This is a genomic window from Marinobacter shengliensis, from assembly GCF_003007715.1.
GTDB lineage: Bacteria > Pseudomonadota > Gammaproteobacteria > Pseudomonadales > Oleiphilaceae > Marinobacter > Marinobacter shengliensis.
Genome location: NZ_PXNO01000019.1, coordinates 36,257 through 53,825, shown reverse-complemented (window position 1 = coordinate 53,825; position 17,569 = coordinate 36,257). Strand labels below are relative to the sequence as shown.

General features: G+C 58.6%; 14 protein-coding genes and 2 riboswitches. Of the genes, 6 read left to right on the top strand and 8 right to left on the bottom strand.

Going from position 1 to position 17,569, the window contains the following annotated elements; all coding sequences use genetic code 11:
- Positions 1–40 precede the first annotated feature (40 nt).
- From C7H10_RS19400 to C7H10_RS03995, 4 genes are all read left to right on the top strand, one after another.
- Positions 41–163 carry a hypothetical protein gene (locus C7H10_RS19400; protein ID WP_267283736.1) on the top strand — a complete coding sequence of 41 codons (123 nt, stop codon included), beginning with the start codon at positions 41–43 and terminating at the stop codon, positions 161–163.
- A gap of 133 nt (positions 164–296) precedes the next feature.
- Positions 297–725, top strand: coding sequence for a cytochrome c-550 PedF (gene pedF, locus C7H10_RS04005; RefSeq protein WP_106693845.1), 429 nt, complete (start codon positions 297–299; stop codon positions 723–725).
- Between the two features lie 38 nt (positions 726–763).
- Positions 764–1,690 (top strand): substrate-binding periplasmic protein, encoded by a 927-nt coding sequence (locus C7H10_RS04000; protein WP_106693844.1) that lies wholly within the window; start codon positions 764–766, stop codon positions 1,688–1,690.
- A gap of 196 nt (positions 1,691–1,886) precedes the next feature.
- A complete protein-coding gene (locus tag C7H10_RS03995; RefSeq protein ID WP_106693843.1) occupies positions 1,887–3,662 on the top strand; it encodes a PQQ-dependent methanol/ethanol family dehydrogenase in 1,776 nt (591 codons plus the stop codon).
- Between the two features lie 45 nt (positions 3,663–3,707).
- On the opposite strand, the gene C7H10_RS03990 is transcribed toward C7H10_RS03995, so the two are convergent.
- From C7H10_RS03990 to C7H10_RS03980, 3 genes are all read right to left on the bottom strand, one after another.
- A complete protein-coding gene (locus C7H10_RS03990) occupies positions 3,708–4,493 on the bottom strand; it encodes an ABC transporter ATP-binding protein (protein WP_106693842.1) in 786 nt (261 codons plus the stop codon).
- Positions 4,493–5,308 carry an ABC transporter permease gene (locus C7H10_RS03985; protein WP_106693841.1) on the bottom strand — a complete coding sequence of 272 codons (816 nt, stop codon included), beginning with the start codon at positions 5,306–5,308 and terminating at the stop codon, positions 4,493–4,495. Before C7H10_RS03985 ends, C7H10_RS03990 begins: the two co-directional genes overlap by 1 nt.
- 64 nt (positions 5,309–5,372) lie before the next feature.
- Positions 5,373–5,485, bottom strand: a riboswitch (guanidine-I (ykkC/yxkD leader).
- A gap of 211 nt (positions 5,486–5,696) precedes the next feature.
- The gene (locus C7H10_RS03980) at positions 5,697–6,728 is read right to left on the bottom strand and encodes an alpha/beta fold hydrolase (RefSeq protein WP_106693840.1); all 1,032 of its coding nucleotides are present in this window, start codon (positions 6,726–6,728) and stop codon (positions 5,697–5,699) included.
- 157 nt (positions 6,729–6,885) lie between these two features.
- Here C7H10_RS03980 and glnT point away from each other — a divergent pair, with 157 nt between their 5' ends.
- Positions 6,886–8,244: a type III glutamate--ammonia ligase gene (glnT, locus tag C7H10_RS03975; RefSeq protein ID WP_106693839.1), complete on the top strand. Its 1,359-nt coding sequence runs from the start codon at positions 6,886–6,888 to the stop codon at positions 8,242–8,244.
- Positions 8,245–8,430: 186 nt separating this feature from the next.
- On the opposite strand, the gene C7H10_RS03970 is transcribed toward glnT, so the two are convergent.
- From C7H10_RS03970 to C7H10_RS03950, 5 genes are all read right to left on the bottom strand, one after another.
- Complete coding sequence (locus C7H10_RS03970; protein ID WP_106693838.1) at positions 8,431–9,048, bottom strand: TetR family transcriptional regulator; 618 nt, start codon at positions 9,046–9,048, stop codon at positions 8,431–8,433.
- Positions 9,049–9,271: 223 nt separating this feature from the next.
- Complete coding sequence (locus tag C7H10_RS03965) at positions 9,272–10,339, bottom strand: putative urea ABC transporter substrate-binding protein (RefSeq protein ID WP_106693837.1); 1,068 nt, start codon at positions 10,337–10,339, stop codon at positions 9,272–9,274.
- 68 nt (positions 10,340–10,407) lie between these two features.
- A complete protein-coding gene (gene uca, locus C7H10_RS03960) occupies positions 10,408–14,034 on the bottom strand; it encodes an urea carboxylase (RefSeq protein WP_106693836.1) in 3,627 nt (1,208 codons plus the stop codon).
- Entirely contained in the window at positions 14,025–14,663 is a 639-nt protein-coding gene (locus C7H10_RS03955; protein ID WP_061330676.1) for an urea amidolyase associated protein UAAP2, read from the bottom strand. The genes uca and C7H10_RS03955 overlap by 10 nt, the downstream gene beginning before the upstream one ends.
- A 12-nt stretch (positions 14,664–14,675) precedes the next feature.
- Positions 14,676–15,401 carry an urea amidolyase associated protein UAAP1 gene (locus C7H10_RS03950; RefSeq protein WP_106693835.1) on the bottom strand — a complete coding sequence of 242 codons (726 nt, stop codon included), beginning with the start codon at positions 15,399–15,401 and terminating at the stop codon, positions 14,676–14,678.
- Between the two features lie 56 nt (positions 15,402–15,457).
- Positions 15,458–15,564: riboswitch (guanidine-I (ykkC/yxkD leader) on the bottom strand.
- Positions 15,565–15,866: 302 nt separating this feature from the next.
- Between C7H10_RS03950 and exaC the strand changes: the two genes are divergently transcribed.
- A complete protein-coding gene (gene exaC / locus C7H10_RS03945) occupies positions 15,867–17,387 on the top strand; it encodes an acetaldehyde dehydrogenase ExaC (protein ID WP_044389289.1) in 1,521 nt (506 codons plus the stop codon).
- The last annotated feature ends 182 nt before the right edge of the window (positions 17,388–17,569 follow it).

Sequence of the window (17,569 nt, the reverse complement as noted above, 5' to 3'; positions counted from 1 at the left end):
GGGATGTTGTGGCGACGGAAAAAAGCATCGGATCAATGGGATGAAACCAACAGGAATCGGGAAAAGTTCCCAGGGTATGGCCATCATCATGAAAAACCGGGCGTTCTCCATGGGCAATGCGGAAACTCATGCTTTGGCGTTGACTCTCAGCGTTTACTACTAAGGAACTAGTGTCTGAAAGCGAAAGTGGCATTCTATCGCTAGCGCGGCCTCACCATACTTGTGGAAAGCTGCTGGTTGACGTCACACAAAAACAGCGCCAGCCATCGTGATTCAAAACAAGAGGTGGTCTAACCATGCTGACACACGTTTTCACTCGAACCCTGCTCGCTGCCACTTTGTCTGTTGGCGCTTTCTCCGCCTGGTCTCACGGGGATGTGACACCGCAACCGGTTGATACCGGTGCCTTGCCTGACCTGGGCAAGGAGCTACGAGCTGAAAATCCGTTCCGTGAGGGCAACGAACACGGCTCACTCAACGAAGAAGCCATCAAAATCGGTCGCAGTGGCTATGCCGGTAACTGCGCTGTGTGCCACGGTATCGAGGCCATGTCTGGTGGCCTGACGCCGGACCTGCGTGAACTGGAAGAGTGGGACGACGAATACTTCATTGGCCGAGTCACCAACGGCACCGGCCGCGGTATGCCCTCCTTCAAGGACAATCTGGATCAAACCGCGATCTGGGCCATTCGCACCTACGTTGAGTCGCTGCCCAAGCCGGAATAATCCGGTTTGGAAACGATTTCTCGTCAGGAGGGTGAGTGATGAAAGCTGCGTTTCGTGTATTGCTTGTGGTGTTTGCGATGCTGGCGGCGGTGGCGCATGGCCAACAGCCGCGCCTGCTCATTCCGGATCGCACCCTGGATATTATCCAGGATTCGGGTTTTCTGAACGTCGGCATGTATAAGGACTTTCCGCCCTACTCCTACGAGGAAAATGGTGAGGTGAAAGGCGTGGATGCGGATCTCGGTCGTCAGATCGCCGAGGCACTGGGTGTGGAATTCCGGCCCTACTGGATCATTCCGGATGAAAACCTGGGGGACGATCTTCGCAACCACATCTGGAAAGGCCATTACCTGTCCAAAACACGTGTGGCCGACATCATGATGCGAGTGCCCTACGACAGTGTGTTCAAGTACATGCGCGACTCAACCGGCGAGATGATCAATGAGCAGGTGGTGTTTGTGGCGCCTTATCAGCAGGAGCGTTGGCAGATTGTGTTCGATGCCGACAAGCTGGATGAAATCAATACCGTCGCCAAATTCCAGTACCACCCGATCGGTGTGGAGATCGACACCCTGCCGGCTACTTACATGACCTCTTCGTTTGGCGGTCGCATGCGTGATCAGGTGCATCACTACATGAGCGTCGCCAAGGCGTTCGAGGCGATGGCAAGCGGTGAGGTAAGCGCCGTCATGGGCATGCGCGCGGAGCTGGAACACTGTCTGAAGTCTTATCCGGACCGTCCCTTCAAAAAGGCCAGCAACGGCTTTCCTGGTATCAGTAAACCGGTTTGGGATGTCGGCATCGCCATACGGCACACCCATCGTGCCCTAGGATACGCCGTTGAAGGCGCTGTGGACCGAATGATCCGCAATGGCGAAGTGGCCCAGCTGTATCAGCGGCATGGGCTCTCCTTTAGCCGCCCCGGATACTATGACGCGATTCTCGGGCCGGAAGAAGCCGAGTAGCCTTTGTGGACCGAATCCAGCCCGCCCCAGTGCGGGCTTTTTCGTTTCTGGCGGAGTCTTACTACCAAGTGATGAGAAAACCTGTGCGTGGGGTTAATTGTTGCAAATGCGGAGGCCAACAAGAATGGGTAGAGAGGCGGGAAAAGTTCCCGGTTCGCCATCGAATCTGAAAACAAGAGAATTGGAGAACGCAACCATGAGATCAATCGCGATCGGCAAGACCTTTGCGGCCAGTGCCCTGGCATTAGCTGTTTCCTTCGGGGCCCACGCGGTCACCGACCAAGACCTGCTGAACGACCATCAAAGCATCGACAGTGTCGTTACCTACGGCATGGGCTATCAGGGTCAGCGCTACAGCCCTATGAAAACCCTGAACACCAAAAACGTTAAATATCTCCAGCCAGCGTGGGCGTTCTCCTTCGGTGGAGAGAAGCAGCGTGGCCAGGAATCGCAGCCGCTGATCAAAGACGGCGTGATGTACGTGACCGGTTCCTACTCCCGCATGTGGGCAGTAGACGCCCGGACAGGTCAGGAATTGTGGCAGTACGACGCCCGCCTGCCCGATGGCATTATGCCCTGCTGTGACGTGATCAACCGGGGCGCTGCCATTTATGGTGACAAGGTTTACTTCGGTACTCTGGATGCCAAGCTGGTCGCGCTCAATAAAGACACCGGTAAGGTGGTCTGGATTAAAAAGGTTGCCGATTATCAGGAGGGCTACGCCATCACAGCCGCACCCATCGTGGTCAACGGCAAGTTGATTACCGGCGTGTCTGGTGGTGAATTCGGTATTGTGGGCAAGGTAGAAGCCTACGACGCCAACACCGGTGACCTAGTGTGGACCCGCCCGACGGTTGAAGGCCACATGGGCTATGTCTACAAGGACGGCAAGAAGATCGAGAACGGTATTTCCGGTGGCGAGGCCGGCAAGACCTGGCCTGGTGACATGTGGAAGACCGGCGGCGCGGCAACCTGGCTGGGCGGCACCTACGATCCGGAAACCGATACCCTGTTCTTCGGTACTGGTAACCCGGCGCCCTGGAATTCGCACCTGCGCCCTGGGGATAACCTGTACTCCGCGTCCCGGGTTGCGATCGATCCGAACGACGGCAGCATCAAGTGGCATTTCCAGACTACCCCGAATGATGGCTGGGATTACGATGGTGTCAATGAGCTGATTTCCTTTGATCTGAAAGAAAAAGGAAAAACCATCAAAGCTGCTGCCACGGCGGACCGTAATGGTTTCTTCTACGTGCTCAACCGTGAAGATGGCTCGTTCATTCGCGGTTTCCCGTTTGTCGACACCATCAGTTGGGCAACCGGCCTGGACCCGAAAACCGGTCGCCCGATCCTGAAAGAAGGCGGTCGCCCGGGTAACCCGGCGGACCTGGATGGGGAGAAGGGTGAAACCGTTGTCGCCTTCCCGGCCTTCCTGGGCGGCAAGAACTGGATGCCGATGGCTTACAGCCCGGATACCGAACTGTTCTATGTGCCCTCCAACGAGTGGTCCATGGACATCTGGAACGAGCCGGTGTCCTACAAGAAAGGCGCTGCCTATCTGGGTGCAGGTTTCACCATCAAGCCGGCTAACGACGACTTTATCGGCGTTCTGCGGGCCATGGACCCGAAAACCGGCAAAGAAGTCTGGCGCCAGAATAACCCGGCTCCGCTCTGGGGTGGCGTAATGACGACCGCTGGCGGTCTGGTGTTCACCGGCACACCGGAAGGTTTCCTGAAGGCCTTTGACGCCAAAACCGGCAAAGAACTCTGGAAGTTCAACACCGGCTCCGGCGTGGTTGGTACCCCGGTAACCTGGGAAATGGACGGCGAGCAATTCGTCTCCGTTGCCTCCGGTTGGGGTGGTGCGGTGCCGCTGTGGGGCGGTGAAGTGGCCAGGGTGGTCAAAGACTTCAACCAGGGCGGTATGGTCTGGACCTTCAAGCTGCCGAAAGACCGGGTGGCTGCCAAGTAAGTTGTCGATCGACCTTTGGGCTGCCTCCGGGCAGCCCTTTTTGATTCAGGCCGCCTGATAGCGCGCGGTTCTTGCCACAGAGTGGTCAATATCCTCAAGTACCGCCCGGTCGGTTTTGCCGATCGGCAAGTCATAGGTGATGGTGGCGCCATAGGCGCTGGGGCTATGTGGGTCGTGTCGGGTTTTGTCGAAGACCAGTAACCGAGTGCCCAAATAGAAGCCTTCCTTGAGATCGTGGGTCACCATGAAGATGGTGGTGCCCGTTTCCTGCCATAGCTTAAGCAGCAGGTTATGCATGTCGCTGCGAATGCCAGGGTCCAGTGCGCCAAAAGGTTCGTCCAGCAGAAGCACGCGGGGCCTCATGATCAGGGACTGGGCAATGGCCAGGCGCTGTTGCATACCACCGGAAAGCTCATGGGGCCACTTGTTGGCCGACGGGCTCAGGCCGACCGACTCCAGCATGGCGTCTACCCGCGCCAATGCTTCCTTGCGGGCGCTGCCGAACAGCCTGCCGAGTAACGGCTTCTGCTCCAGTTCCAGTCCCATCAGTACGTTCTGTCGAACGGTCAGATGGGGGAAAACCGAGTAGCGCTGAAATACAATGCCACGGTTACGATCGGGTTCGGCTGGAAAGGCGGCACCATCAAGCAGCAGTTCGCCACGGGTCTGGGTTTCCTGCCCCAGCAGCATTTTCAGGAAAGTGGATTTTCCGCATCCGGAAGCCCCCACCAGCGTGCAGAATTCACCCTGTTTGACGGACAGGTTGAGGTTCTCCAGAACCACCTGGTCACCGTACTCTTTCCAGAGATTGTTGACAGTAATAAAGCTCATCAGTGGCCTCCGGCGTTGTACCACGGGAATAATTTGCGATTGGCAAGGCGCAGTAGTTGGTCGATGACGATGGCAAGGATGGTGATCCAGATAACGTAGGGCAGGATGACATCCATGGCCAGGTAGCGCCGCACCAGGAAGATCCGATAACCAAGGCCTTCGGTTGAAGCGATGGCTTCAGCTGCAATCAGGAACAGCCAGGCAGGCCCCAGGCTGAGCCGAACCGAATCGATCAGGCGGGGCAGTGTCTGGGGCAGGGCCATGCGGGTGATCACCTGCCAGGAATTGGCACCCAGGGTCTGGATCTTGATCAGCTGTTCGCCCGGCAGTTCCCGGACTCTTTGTGCGACATCCCGCATCATGACCGGCGCTGTGCCGATGACAATCAGCATCACTTTGGACAGCTCGCCGAGGCCAAACACGATAAACAGGATGGGCAGTATCGCCAGCGGTGGCACCATGGACAGTGCTGAAACCAGCGGCGCAAAGTTGGCCCGCACCAGCGGTAGAATGCCGTTCAACAAGCCCACCACCAGCGCCAGTGACGCAGCAATGCCCACACCCATGCCCAGCCGTTTAAGGCTGGCGGCGGTATCCTCCCACATCAGGTAATTGCCACTGCGCCGATCCTCTTGAAAGGCCATGCGGTCAACTGCGGCCGTCATCTGTTCAAGGCCGGGCAGGAGCTTATCGTTGGGGTTGTCGGCCAGGCGCTGCTGGGAGGCCAGGCTGTAGATCAGCATGATCAACAAAAACGGCAGTAATCCCAGCAGGATGGCTGAAAAACGCCCGGGGTGGCGGTTGATCAATCGCATAATTAGTCTCCTCTGGTCACACAGCACGGCAAGGTGATCGCGGGTTGGCACCCCTTGCGATTCGGTCTCCCGGGCTTTTGTCCCGCCGTGTAACCTCCCAGAGGTCGGTAACTCTCGGACCAGCCATCCTGGCTGTTGCTGAAAACAGCCAGGACCGGAACCCTAGTCACCCATTGGTCTTCGTTGTGTCGCCGCACGTGTTGCGGTGTTGCTGTGAACGGACTGGGTTGTAGAAACGGTTGCTCGTGCATCATGCAAGCTAGCGTTCCCTGTCTTACCTTTGCAGATGGCATGCCAGATCCGGAAATGCCTTGCCCCCGTTGTGATCCGGCGCGGTTAGAGCAGCCAAGCTGCGCTGTCCCGGTGCGTGGCGAGACATGGCGCACCACTACGGTGCCTGGCTTGAGAGCAAGCCCGAGGCGGCCGCTAGAATCACCTGCTGGCTTCTGGTTTCACGCCCCGCGCCACCGGCAATGTGGCCCCACTCGGAATCGAGTACCTCAAGCCCGGCCCCGGGCATCTGCCGGGCATCCTGCGTAGCATCTTCCTGTGTGAAGTATAGGTCGGTGCTGCTCGGCATGAGTTGTGTCGGCATGGTCAGGGCACCAAGTGCCAATCTGTAATCGCCCTGAAACACCGGGTTATCGCTGATATCGCCCTGCTGCCAGGTGTTGAGAACCGACAGCAGGTTATTGGCATCTTGCGCCAGGTGGTCCTCCTCCCAGCAGTGCAGCAATGCTTCAATGGATTCGAACCCCAACTCACGCCAGCGCTCGTGGCGAAAAAAAGCCTGGGAATATGCCCAGCCGGCATAGACCCGGCCAAAGGCCCGGAGACCTCGTTCTGGCGGCTGTTGATAATGGCCCTCACGAAACCTCTGATCGCACGTCAGCGCGGCTTTTACGCCCTCCAGAAATACCCGGTTGTGCGGGTAACAGCGGGCGGTACAGCAGGTGGCAAGCACGGCGCGGACCTGCTCCGGAAACAGGCAACCCCATTGCAGTGCCTGCATGCCCCCCATGGACCAGCCCATCACCAGGGCCAGGCTGGCGCCGCCGAACACCTCGTCTACCAGGCGTTTCTGCAGCATTACATTGTCGTACAGGCTGATGGCCGGGAAGCCGGCGCCGGCCTGCAGCCCTGGCGTGTTGGAGGGGGAAGATGATTCACCGGCACCGAGTAGGGCGGGGATCACAATGCAGTATTTGCCGGGATCAAGGGGGCTGCCTGGCGCCACCCAGGGATGATTGCCCTCAGCTGCACCACCATAGTACGTGGGCAACAGGATCAGGTTGTCTCTTGGTGCATTCAGTTGGCCGATCTGATGGTAGTGCAGGCGGGCTGAATACAGAGTTTCGCCACCGGAAAGCGGCAGATCGCCAGCCTCAAACTCTTCTTTAACCCATTGGTTTTCAGTCATTTTGGTTCCCTGTCTGGTGTTGTTGCCAGGTCTCGAATACAACCTTTTCAGATCTATATATACACGCTGGCATGTATGTTGAATGGTGGAAATGTAGAAAGAAACGTGCCAGAACACTCAACAAACGCTCGTGTTAACGGGCAAAAGAGGAATCAAGATGACTGACCTGACCAACACCCGGGCCCTGCAGCAGCAACTCACCGACGCCGGCGTGAAATACGCCATCGCCAGTTACGTGGATATCCATGGCATTACCAAGGGCAAGTTCGTGCCGGTGGCCCACCTCGGCCAGATGATGGAAGGCTCGGAGCTGTATACCGGCGCCGCCCTGGACGGCGTGCCCCAGGACATCTCCGACGACGAAGTGGCCGCCATGCCAGACGCCAGTGGCGTCGCCATCTGCCCCTGGAACCGCCTGCTGGCGTGGTTTCCCGGCAACCTGTACCTGAACGGCAAACCGTTTGAAGCCTGCTCCCGCAACATCTTCCGCCGGCAGCTGGAGGAGGCGGCCGACATGGGCTACCGCTTCAATCTGGGTATCGAAACCGAGTTTTTCCTGTTCAAGGACACTGAAGATGGTGGTTTCGCCCCGCTCAGCGACCGCGACACCCTGGGCAAACCCTGTTACGACCCGCGCACCCTGATGGACAACTTCACCATCATGGACGAACTGGTGGAGGCCATGAACGAGTTGGGCTGGGACGTGTATTCCTTCGACCATGAAGACGCCAATGGCCAGTTCGAGACCGACTTCAAATACGCCGACGGCCTGACCATGGCAGACCGGCTGGTATTCTTCCGCATGATGGCCAACGAAATCGCCCGCAAACACGGCGCCTTCGCCAGCTTCATGCCCAAGCCGTTTGCCGACCGCACCGGCAGCGGTGCCCACTACAACATGTCGCTGGCGGACATCAAAACCGGCGAGAACCTGTTCGAGCCGAACGGTGACGACCTGCACGGTTGCGGCATCAGCAGGATCGCCTATCACTTCATCGCCGGCGTGCTGAAACACGGCGCAGCCATCAGCGCGGTCATCGCCCCCACGGTTAACAGCTACAAGCGCCTGGTGCGCCAGGGCAGCATGTCTGGCTCCACCTGGGCACCGGTGTTCATGTGCTATGGCTCAAACAACCGCACCAACATGGTTCGAATCCCGGGTGTGGGTGGCCGTATCGAATGCCGCGCAGCGGACATTGCCTGCAACCCCTATCTTGGCAGTGCCTTGATCCTGGCCGCTGGCCTGGAGGGCATTCGCGAGGGCCTGGACGCCGGCGCCCCGCACCACGAAAACATGTACAACTACAGTGATGCCGAAATTGCCGAACAGGGCATCGAGTACCTGCCCCGGAATCTGGGTGAGGCGGTGGAAGCTTTCGAAGCAGATCCTTTGGCCAAAGAAGTATTTGGTGGGGCGATGTTCAAGAGCTTTGTCGACTACAAGAAAGGGGAGTGGGAGAGCTACCAGAACCACGTGTCTGAGTGGGAGGTGAAGCGTTACCTGAAAATGTTCTGAATACTACCTCATGGTTTGAGACAGGCGCCCGCGCTGGCAAGTGGGTAGCCTGTCAGGGACACGCTGTGAATACGTCCGTGTACGCTTGACGAAAACATCCCTGTTTTCGACAGGCCCTGACAGGCTACCCACTCACCATCGCTACGCAGGTATTGCCTGCTGCTGCAGCGCCAATCTCACAATGCTTTACTGAGATTTCCTTCCCAGTAGAGTCCAGAACTGCCGTTGGAAAAACGGCATTTCTTTTTTCAGGGAAAACAACTTGGGCGCGAACAGCCAGGTCTGGGTAATCCCCATCAGATAGGTGTAACACAGCAAGCCCAGATCCTTCGGATCCTCCTGCGTCGAGATCATCCCATCCTCAATGGCCCGCCCGACCAGATCCTGAAACAACCCGACAATCGACTTGGTCAACGCCCGCTCACGTTTAAGCGTGCGGCTCATGGCATCGGTCAGCTCGGTCTTGTTCAACAGAATCTCAAACGACTGCCGATACTGCCGGTTGTTGGCCAACAGGCTCAGCCATTGCTCGATAAACCGGTCCATTGCCTCAATCGGCGTATCCCGCATCGCCGCACACTCGGCAACCAGCACCTCGAGCGGTTCCTGGGAATAGCCCAGCACCGCCTCGTACAGGTCGTCCTTGTTCTGAAAATGCCAGTAAATCGGCCCGCGACTGCAACCGGCTTCCTTGGCGATACGGCTCAGGGTTGTCAGGGAGTAACCGTCCCGGCTGAACAGGGTGAGTGCGGCTTCGAGAACGGTTTGGCGGGTTTTCTCCGCATCTTCCTTGGTACGACGCATGTGTGGTTTTTCTCTCCGGCTTACTCGGAAGTTTAGGGGTGGTGTCGGTTGGGCTCTCCAAAACTGTGCGGAGCCAGGGATGGCGGAGCCCAAGCGTCACATGGATGTGCCGAAGGAGCGTGTTTTGGAGAGCCCAACCGACACCAACCCTACTCGAAAGCCAACAAAAAAGGGCACGAGTAATCGTGCCCTCGGCTGCCTTTTAAGGCAAGCAATGACGGATTCAGATCTCGCCATCCGCCGCCATCTGCATGTAGCTGTCGTTAAACCGCAACTTCACATTGCTGGAGTCGCCCATAATCGAACCATCCGGAAACTCGATGCCGACAAAATCCGGACTCATCGCCCCCTGGCCCAGCAAGCCCTTATCAAACGAGAACTCACGAACGCTATCCATCGCCTCCCGGGCCTCGCCACTGCGAATAAACTCAACCGAATTCTCCGGCTTCCAGAACATCTTCATACCCGCCAGTTGCGCCTCGTAACCGGCCTGATCGGTCCCGGAAATCTCGCCCAGAAACGCCCGTGCCTCCTGACCTTGCTCAGAGTCAGACGCCAGAATGCTCATAGTCTCATACCAGGCACCTACCATCGCCTTGCCCAGCTTCGGGTTATCCTCCAGGGTCTTGGTGTTTACCAACGTCAGATCCTTGATGTGCCCCGGAATCTGGCTGGAATCGAATAACGGCGTGGCGCCGGGATAATTGGCCACCTCGGTCAGCAGCGGGTTCCAGGTAGCCACATGGCGCACATCGTTGGTCTGGAAGGCCGACACCAGATCGGCATCCGAGATATTCACCACCCGAATGTCACGCTCCTCCAGCCCGACCGTATCCAGAGCTCGCACCAGCAGGTAATGGGACACCGACAACTCCACCAGGTGCACCGTTTCGCCCTTCAACTCCTCGATGCTTTTGGCGTCCTTGGACACCAGGCCGTCATTGGCGTTGGAATAGTCGCCCACAATCAGTGCGGTGGTATCGATGCCCGACGCGGCAGGAATCGACAGGCCATCCATACTGGTGGCTACCACGGCATCAAACTGACCGGCGGTGAACTGGTTGATGGACTCGATGTAGTCGTTCACCTGCACGATATCCACCTCGATATCGTACTTGTCTGCCCACTTCTTCATGATTCCGAAGTCTTCGGCGTACTGCCAGGGCACCCAGCCGGCGTAGATGGTCCAGGCGATGCTGAAGGAATCCTTTTCCTGGGCCAGGGCACCCATAGACAGGGAGGCGGTCATCAGACCGGCCGCAAGACGTTTTGTGAAAGTACGTGTTTTCATGGTGTCTCTCCTCGGGTCATGCCCGTGTTTTCGGGTTCGAAATTATGTCGGTTTGTCACGTTTCCTGATTACTCGGTGATTTCTTCCACGATCACCACGGGGGTTCCCGGGGCGACCGCCTGGCCCGGCTCTCGCCGCACTTCAATGACCTTGCCGGCAATCGGGCTCAGCAGTTCAATCTCCATCTTCATGGACTCCACCACCGCCACTGGGCGTTGTGCCGCAATCATGTCTCCCGGTTTGACCAGACACTCCCAGACATTGCCCGCGATGTGGCTCTCCACGGCGTGATGGCCAACTGGCAGATTGGCGATGTCGTCTTCCCCGGTTTCCTCGATGGGCGCCTCGGAGCTGAAGTTGATCTGGCCGGATTCGATCCAGCGTTGCAGTTCCTCGTCAAAGGCCTGTTTGCGCTGATCGGTGAAGGTCTGGATCTCGTCGTGGTTGTCTGCGAGGAACTGCTCGTAGTCCTTCAGGTTGAAGCGGGTGTGCTCGACCCGGATCGGATAATCCCCGTTGGGGAAGTCTTTCCGGATTTGCTGAAGTTCCTCGGCACTGACCTCATAGAAACGCACCTGGTCAAAGAAGCGGAGCAGCCAGGGTTTGCCTTCCTCGAAAAAGTCTGTGGTGCGGTATCGGTTCCACATCTGTAGGGTGCGGCCGACAAACTGGTAGCCGCCGGGGCCTTCCATGCCGTAGATGCACAGGTAGGCCCCGCCGATACCGACGGAGTTCTCTGCGGTCCAGGTACGGGCCGGGTTGTACTTGGTGGTCACCAGTCGATGGCGCGGATCAAGGGGCGTGGCCACCGGCGCACCCAGGTAAACGTCGCCCAGGCCCATCACCAGGTAGCTGGCGTCGAATACGGTCTTCTTGACCTCGTTGATGCTGTCCAGACCATTGATGCGGCGAATGAATTCCAGGTTGCTCGGGCACCAGGGCGCATCCTTGCGAACTGACTGCATGTACTTGGCGATGGCCGTCTGGCAGGCCTCGTCATCCCAGGAAAGGGGCAGGTGCACAATTCGCGCCGGCACGTCCCACTCCGGTTGTTTTTCCAGCTCCTTTTCGGCGCGGATGAGCAGGTCCAGCAGTGTGCGCTGGTTCAGTGTCTGGCTGTCGTAATGCACCTGCAGGGAACGGATGCCGGGGGTCAGTTCCAGAATGGCGTCGTGATTCTGTTCGCGCAGCCAGAGCATCAACGCGTGGGCTCGGAACCGTAGGCGGATGTCCAGTTCCATCGGGCCGTATTCCACCAGCACATAGTTGTCGCCGGCGGCCCGGTAAACCACGCCGGTTTCGTGTTCGTTGGTGCTCAGCGAGTCCAGAATCGGAGTGATTGGTTTGATGGGGGTGATGCGGGCGGTGGCGGCAGTCAGTGTGACGACCGATTCGTCCAGGGCTTCTCGCAGGGCTACCGCCTGATCCTGGCTCACCGGCACAAACCGCACCTTGTCGCCGGCTTTGAGCTGGCCCAATTTCCAGAGGTCGGCGCTGATCACCGTTGCCGGGCAGACAAAGCCGCCCAGGCTCGGGCCATCGGGCCCCAGAATCACCGGCATATCACCGGTGAAATCCACGGTGCCTACGGCGTAGGCGTTATCGTGAATGTTGGAGGGGTGCATGCCGGCCTCGCCGCCGTCGCTGCGCGCCCATTCCGGTTTCGGGCCAATCAGGCGCACCCCGGTGCGGCTGGAGTTGTAGTGAATTTCCCACTCGCTGGCGAAGAAGGTGTCGATGTCCTGACCGGTGAAATAGTCTGGAGCTCCGTGGGGGCCAAAGGTAACGTGTAGCTTCCAGGTCTTGCCAATGGTCGGTTTCAGGTCGGCGGGCAGGGTGATCGGTCTGGTGGGTTCAGCGTCTGCCAGTGCCAACACATCGCCAGCCCGCAGTGCCCGGCCGCAGTGGCCTCCAAACTGACCCAGGGTAAAGGTACTGCAGGAGGTCAGGTATTGCGGGCAATCCAGCCCGCCGCGGAATAGAACATAGGCCCGTGCGCCGTCGGCGGTGGTGGCACCCAGTTTCAGAGTGGCGCCGGCGGGCACATCAATCACCTGCCAGAACTCAACCGGCTCATCGTTGAGCGTGGCGTCCATCGGCGCCCCCGTGAGGGCAATCTGGGTGGCACGATTGAATGTAAGCACGGGGCCCTTGAGGGTAACTTCAAGCCCGGGGGCTCCTTCCGGGTTGCCCAGCAGGCGGTTACCGAGGCGGAACGAATAGCTGTCAAACGGGCCGGACGGCGGCACGCCGATTTCCCAGTAGCCGATGCGGCCGGGGTAATCCTGAATGGTGGTCAGGGTGCCACCGCTGAGCACATCCACCGTGGCTGGGCGGTATTCGAATTCGTTGAGGGTGCGGGTGAACAGGCGGCCTTCGGCAAAGCGCGGATCGTCCAGCACCTGGCGAACGTACTTCAGGTTGGTCTCAATGCCGTACAGCTGGCTATCGTCCAGGGCGCGCATCAGTGCCTGGCGGGCCGATTCGCGATCTGGCTCGTGTACGATCACTTTGGCGAGCATGGGGTCGTAAAGCGGCGACACTTCTGTACCTGGCTGAATCCAGGTGTCGATGCGCAGGCCATCTTCGTCAGACCAGGCTACGTTGGTAAGCAGGCCTGCACCGGGCTGGAAATCCTTGTTGGGGTCTTCGGCGTAGATTCGGGCCTGAATGGCGTGGCCGGTCGGCGACAGGTCGCTGGCCAGTGTCGCCAGGTCGGGCAGGGTGCCGGCACCCAGTTCCACCATCCAGCGCACCAGGTCAACACCAAACACTTGCTCGGTAACACCGTGTTCCACCTGTAAGCGGGTATTCACTTCCAGGAAATAGAACTCGGTGGTGTCCGGGTCGTAGATAAACTCGACGGTGCCGGCACTACGGTAGCCGATGCTTTCGCCCAGCTGGCGGGCGGTGGCGTGCATGCGGAGGCGGACATTGTCGGTCAGCCCTGGTGCCGGGGCTTCCTCAATCACTTTCTGGTTGCGTCGCTGGGCCGAACAGTCCCGCACGCCCAGGGCCAGCACCTGGCCCTCTCCGTCACCGAACAGCTGCACTTCAACATGGCGGGCGTGTTCCACAAACTTCTCCAGGAACACGCCGCTGTTGCTGAAATTGTTCTGGCTCAGACGCTGCACCGACTCGAAACTTTTGCTCAGGTCTTCCGGCCCATAGCAGCGGGACATACCGATGCCACCCCCGCCAGCGGTGCTTTTCAGCATGACCGGGTAGCCGATGGTCTCGGCGGCCTGCAGGGCATCCTCCAGGTCAGTCAGCAGTCCGGTACCGGGCAGCAGCGGTACGCCGGCGCTCTCGGCCAGCGCCCGGGCAGTGTGTTTGAGGCCGAACTGTTCCATCTGCTCGGGTGTCGGGCCAAGAAACACCACGCCCTCGGCATCGCAGCGCCGGGCAAAATCGGCGTTCTCGCTGAGGAAACCGTAACCGGGGTGGATGGCTCCAGCTCCGCTCTCGCGGATGATCGAAAACAGTTTGTCCTGATCCAGGTAGGTGGCTGCCGCGGGACCCTCGCCCAGGGAATAGGCCTCATCGGCCTGGCGCACGTGCAGCGAATCCGCATCCGCCTCGGCGTAGACCGCCACCGAGGTCATGCCCATGTCCCGCAGAGTGCGGATCACTCGGCAGGCGATGGCGCCCCGGTTGGCAATCAGAACCTTGTTGAATGTTCGGTTCAGCTCCATACCAGCACCTCGATCGGCGTCGGGTTCCAGCCGTTGCAGGGATTGTTGAGCTGAGGGCAGTTGGAGATCATCACCAGCACGTCCATCCGGGCTTCCAGTTCGATGTATTTGCCGGCGTCGGAAATGCCGTCGGCAAAGGTCAGGCCACCGTCGGCGGTCACCGGTACGTTCATGAAAAAATTGATGTTGTGGGTGATGTCCCGCTTGCTCATGCCCAGTTCCTCGTGCTCGGTGACCGCCACCAGCCAGCTGTCGCGACAGGCGTGCATGCATTTCTTCTCAAGGGCATAACGGGTGGTGTTGCTCTCTGCCGCGCAGGCACCGCCCAGGGTGTCGTGACGGCCGCAGGTGTCGGCGGTGATTTCCAGCATCACGTTGTTTTCAGAGGACATCAGCTTCGAGCCGGCGGTCAGGTAAACGTTGCCCTGCTCGCGGATGGTGTCCACGGCGCTGTAGCGCTCGGTGGGGTTGTGGGCGTTGTAGAACAAGGTGTCTGCGGCCTGGTTGCCTTCCAGATCGAGAATCCGGATGGTTTCGCCAGCTTTTATCACTTTCAGAAAATACTCACCTGCCGGGACGGTTTCGCGGAAGGCGGCGTTGTCTGGGGTCAATGCACTTTGCTTGATCATGTCCGGCCTCCGTTACTGGAACAGGTGGTAAAGAGCGTTGTTGGCGAAGGCGCGGGTGGCCTCCGGCGACGAGGTCTTGCACAGGTCGGCATCCGTCACCGGAGCCGCTTTAAACAGCTGATAGCGCACCGGGTTGCGTGGATACTCCGTGGCAGGGTTCATCGGGTGCGGGCAGGTGTGCAAAACCACCAAGGTATCCATCTCAAAGCGCAGATCGACGGTGGCGCCGGCGTGTGAGTGGTCGCTGACAAACGCCATGTTGCCGTCGTCATCGGTTTTTACCTTGCTGAACCAGTTCAGGTTGGCAGTCAGATCTTTCTTGCCCAGGCCATACTTGGCCAGTTCGTTCAGAAAGCTGGTGAAGCCATTGCGGTGATAATGGTTGTGGGCTTCCTGATAGGTCTTTCTGCCCCAGCGCTGTTCCACCAGATCGGCGTTGCAGGTGCCACTGACGGTGTCGTGCCAGCCCAGATCATCGCGAATGATGGAGGCAAATACCCGTCCCATATCGGACAGCAGCACATGGCCTTTGGTGAGCAGAAACGTGTGCTGGTTTTTCAGGGTATCCGGCATGTTGTAGCGCTCGAGGGGATTCTCGGGGTTGTACATCAACATGCCGACGTTGGCGCCGCCGGTTTCGTCAATCAGCCGTAGCACATGGCCTCGGCGCATGATGAATGACCAGTGGGATCCGCCGGGAATCAGATCATCGTAGAGGGGGGCTGCTGTTTCGAGCATAACCTTTTCCTTCTGGGTCGGGTGTCAAAAAACGAGAGACGTCAGTCACTGAACGATTCTCCCGGGCTTTTGTCCCGCCGTGTAACCTTGGAAAAGGTCGTCAACTCTCGGACCAGGCGTCTGCGCGACTAACCGGCAGACCGGAACCCTAGTTGACCATTGGTCAGATTGTTGCGCTTCGATGGTGGCTTCAATCACCGACTTCTCGTTGCGTGAAAAGATCATTGCAGAGTTTGTGCCAAAACCTAACTGTCCGTTTTTATTGGTTGTTTTGCTTGCGTTCAGAAGCGGCGTGAATCGCTATCGTGCATCTGCCCTGTTTTGGTGCGGGGTCGCCTACTACCAAGGAACGAGTTTTTCGCCCCCAACGACGCATTCACGGAATCCGGCATGGGGTCTACATTGAATGAGTAAACGCGAAAGGCCGCGTTGCCATGCGACAAACACAACAAAGAGGTCGATATCATGATCTACGCACAACCAGGAAAGGACGGCTCCGTTGTTTCTTTTAAATCCCGCTATGAGAACTACATTGGCGGTGAATGGGTAGCGCCGGTTAAGGGCCAGTATTTTGAGAACATAACGCCGGTCACTGGCGAGGCTTTCTGTGAGATCCCGCGCTCGACCGCTGAAGACATCGAGCTGGCGCTGGACGCCGCCCACAAAGCAGCGCCGGCCTGGGGCAAGACGTCTCCCACCGAGCGTTCCAACATCCTGCTGAAAATTGCTGACCGCATTGAAGCCAATCTCGAGAAGCTCGCGGTGGCGGAAACCTGGGACAACGGCAAGGCCGTTCGCGAAACCCTGAACGCCGATATTCCCCTGGCGGCGGACCACTTCCGTTACTTCGCCGGCTGCCTGCGTGCCCAGGAAGGCCATATGGGCGAAATCGACCACAACACCGTGGCTTATCATTTCCACGAGCCGCTGGGTGTGGTTGGCCAGATTATCCCCTGGAACTTCCCGCTGCTGATGGCGGCCTGGAAGCTGGGCCCGTGCCTGGCGGCCGGTAACTGCACGGTGCTGAAGCCCGCCGAGCAGACCCCTGCCAGCATTCTGGTACTGATGGAAATCATCGGCGACCTGCTGCCGCCGGGCGTGCTCAACATTGTTAACGGCTACGGTATTGAAGCCGGCCAGGCTCTGGCCACCAGCAAGCGCATTGCCAAGATCGCCTTTACTGGCTCCACCCCGGTGGGCTCCCACATCCTCAAGTGCGCGGCGGAAAACATTATCCCGTCTACTGTTGAGCTGGGTGGCAAGTCACCGAACATTTACTTCTCTGACGTGATGAAGGCTGAGCCGGAGTTCATCGACAAGTGCGTGGAAGGTCTGGTGCTGGCGTTCTTCAACCAGGGCGAAGTCTGCACCTGCCCGTCACGGGCGCTGGTTCAGGAAGACATGTTCGAAGAATTTATGCAGAAAGTGGTTGAGCGCACCAAGGCCATCAAGCGTGGCAACCCGCTGGATACCGACGTTCAGGTGGGTGCCCAGGCGTCCAAGGAACAGTTCGACAAGATCATGTCGTACATGGAGATTGGCCGTCAGGAAGGCGCGGTTGTGCTGACCGGTGGTGACCGTGAGCATCTGGAAGGTGAATTCAACAACGGCTTCTACATCCAGCCGACCCTGTTCAAGGGCGACAACAAGATGCGTGTGTTCCAGGAAGAAATCTTCGGCCCGGTGGTGGGTGTCACCACCTTCAAGACTGAGGAAGAAGCCTTGGCCATCGCCAACGACACCGAGTTTGGCCTGGGTGCCGGCGTCTGGACCCGCGACACTAATCTTGCTTACCGGATGGGCCGCAACATTCAGGCCGGTCGGGTATGGATGAACTGTTACCACGCGTACCCGGCCCATGCCGCGTTCGGTGGTTACAAGAAGTCCGGTGTTGGCCGTGAAACCCACAAGATGGCGCTGGAACATTACCAGCAGACCAAGTGCATGTTGACCAGCTACGACACCAACCCGCTCGGGTTCTTCTGATCTGCAAGTGGCAGTTGGGGCCCATCCACACGGGCCCCGTTTCGTGTGACCGCACAGGGACGGTGCACATTGTTGGCCTGGCATTTGTCAGGTAGCTCCTTCGCGGAGCGCGGGATCTTTCTACACTCTCCTTAGGCCCTTCCCAGGGCCTTTTTTATTCCTCTATTTTTACAGCCGTTTAC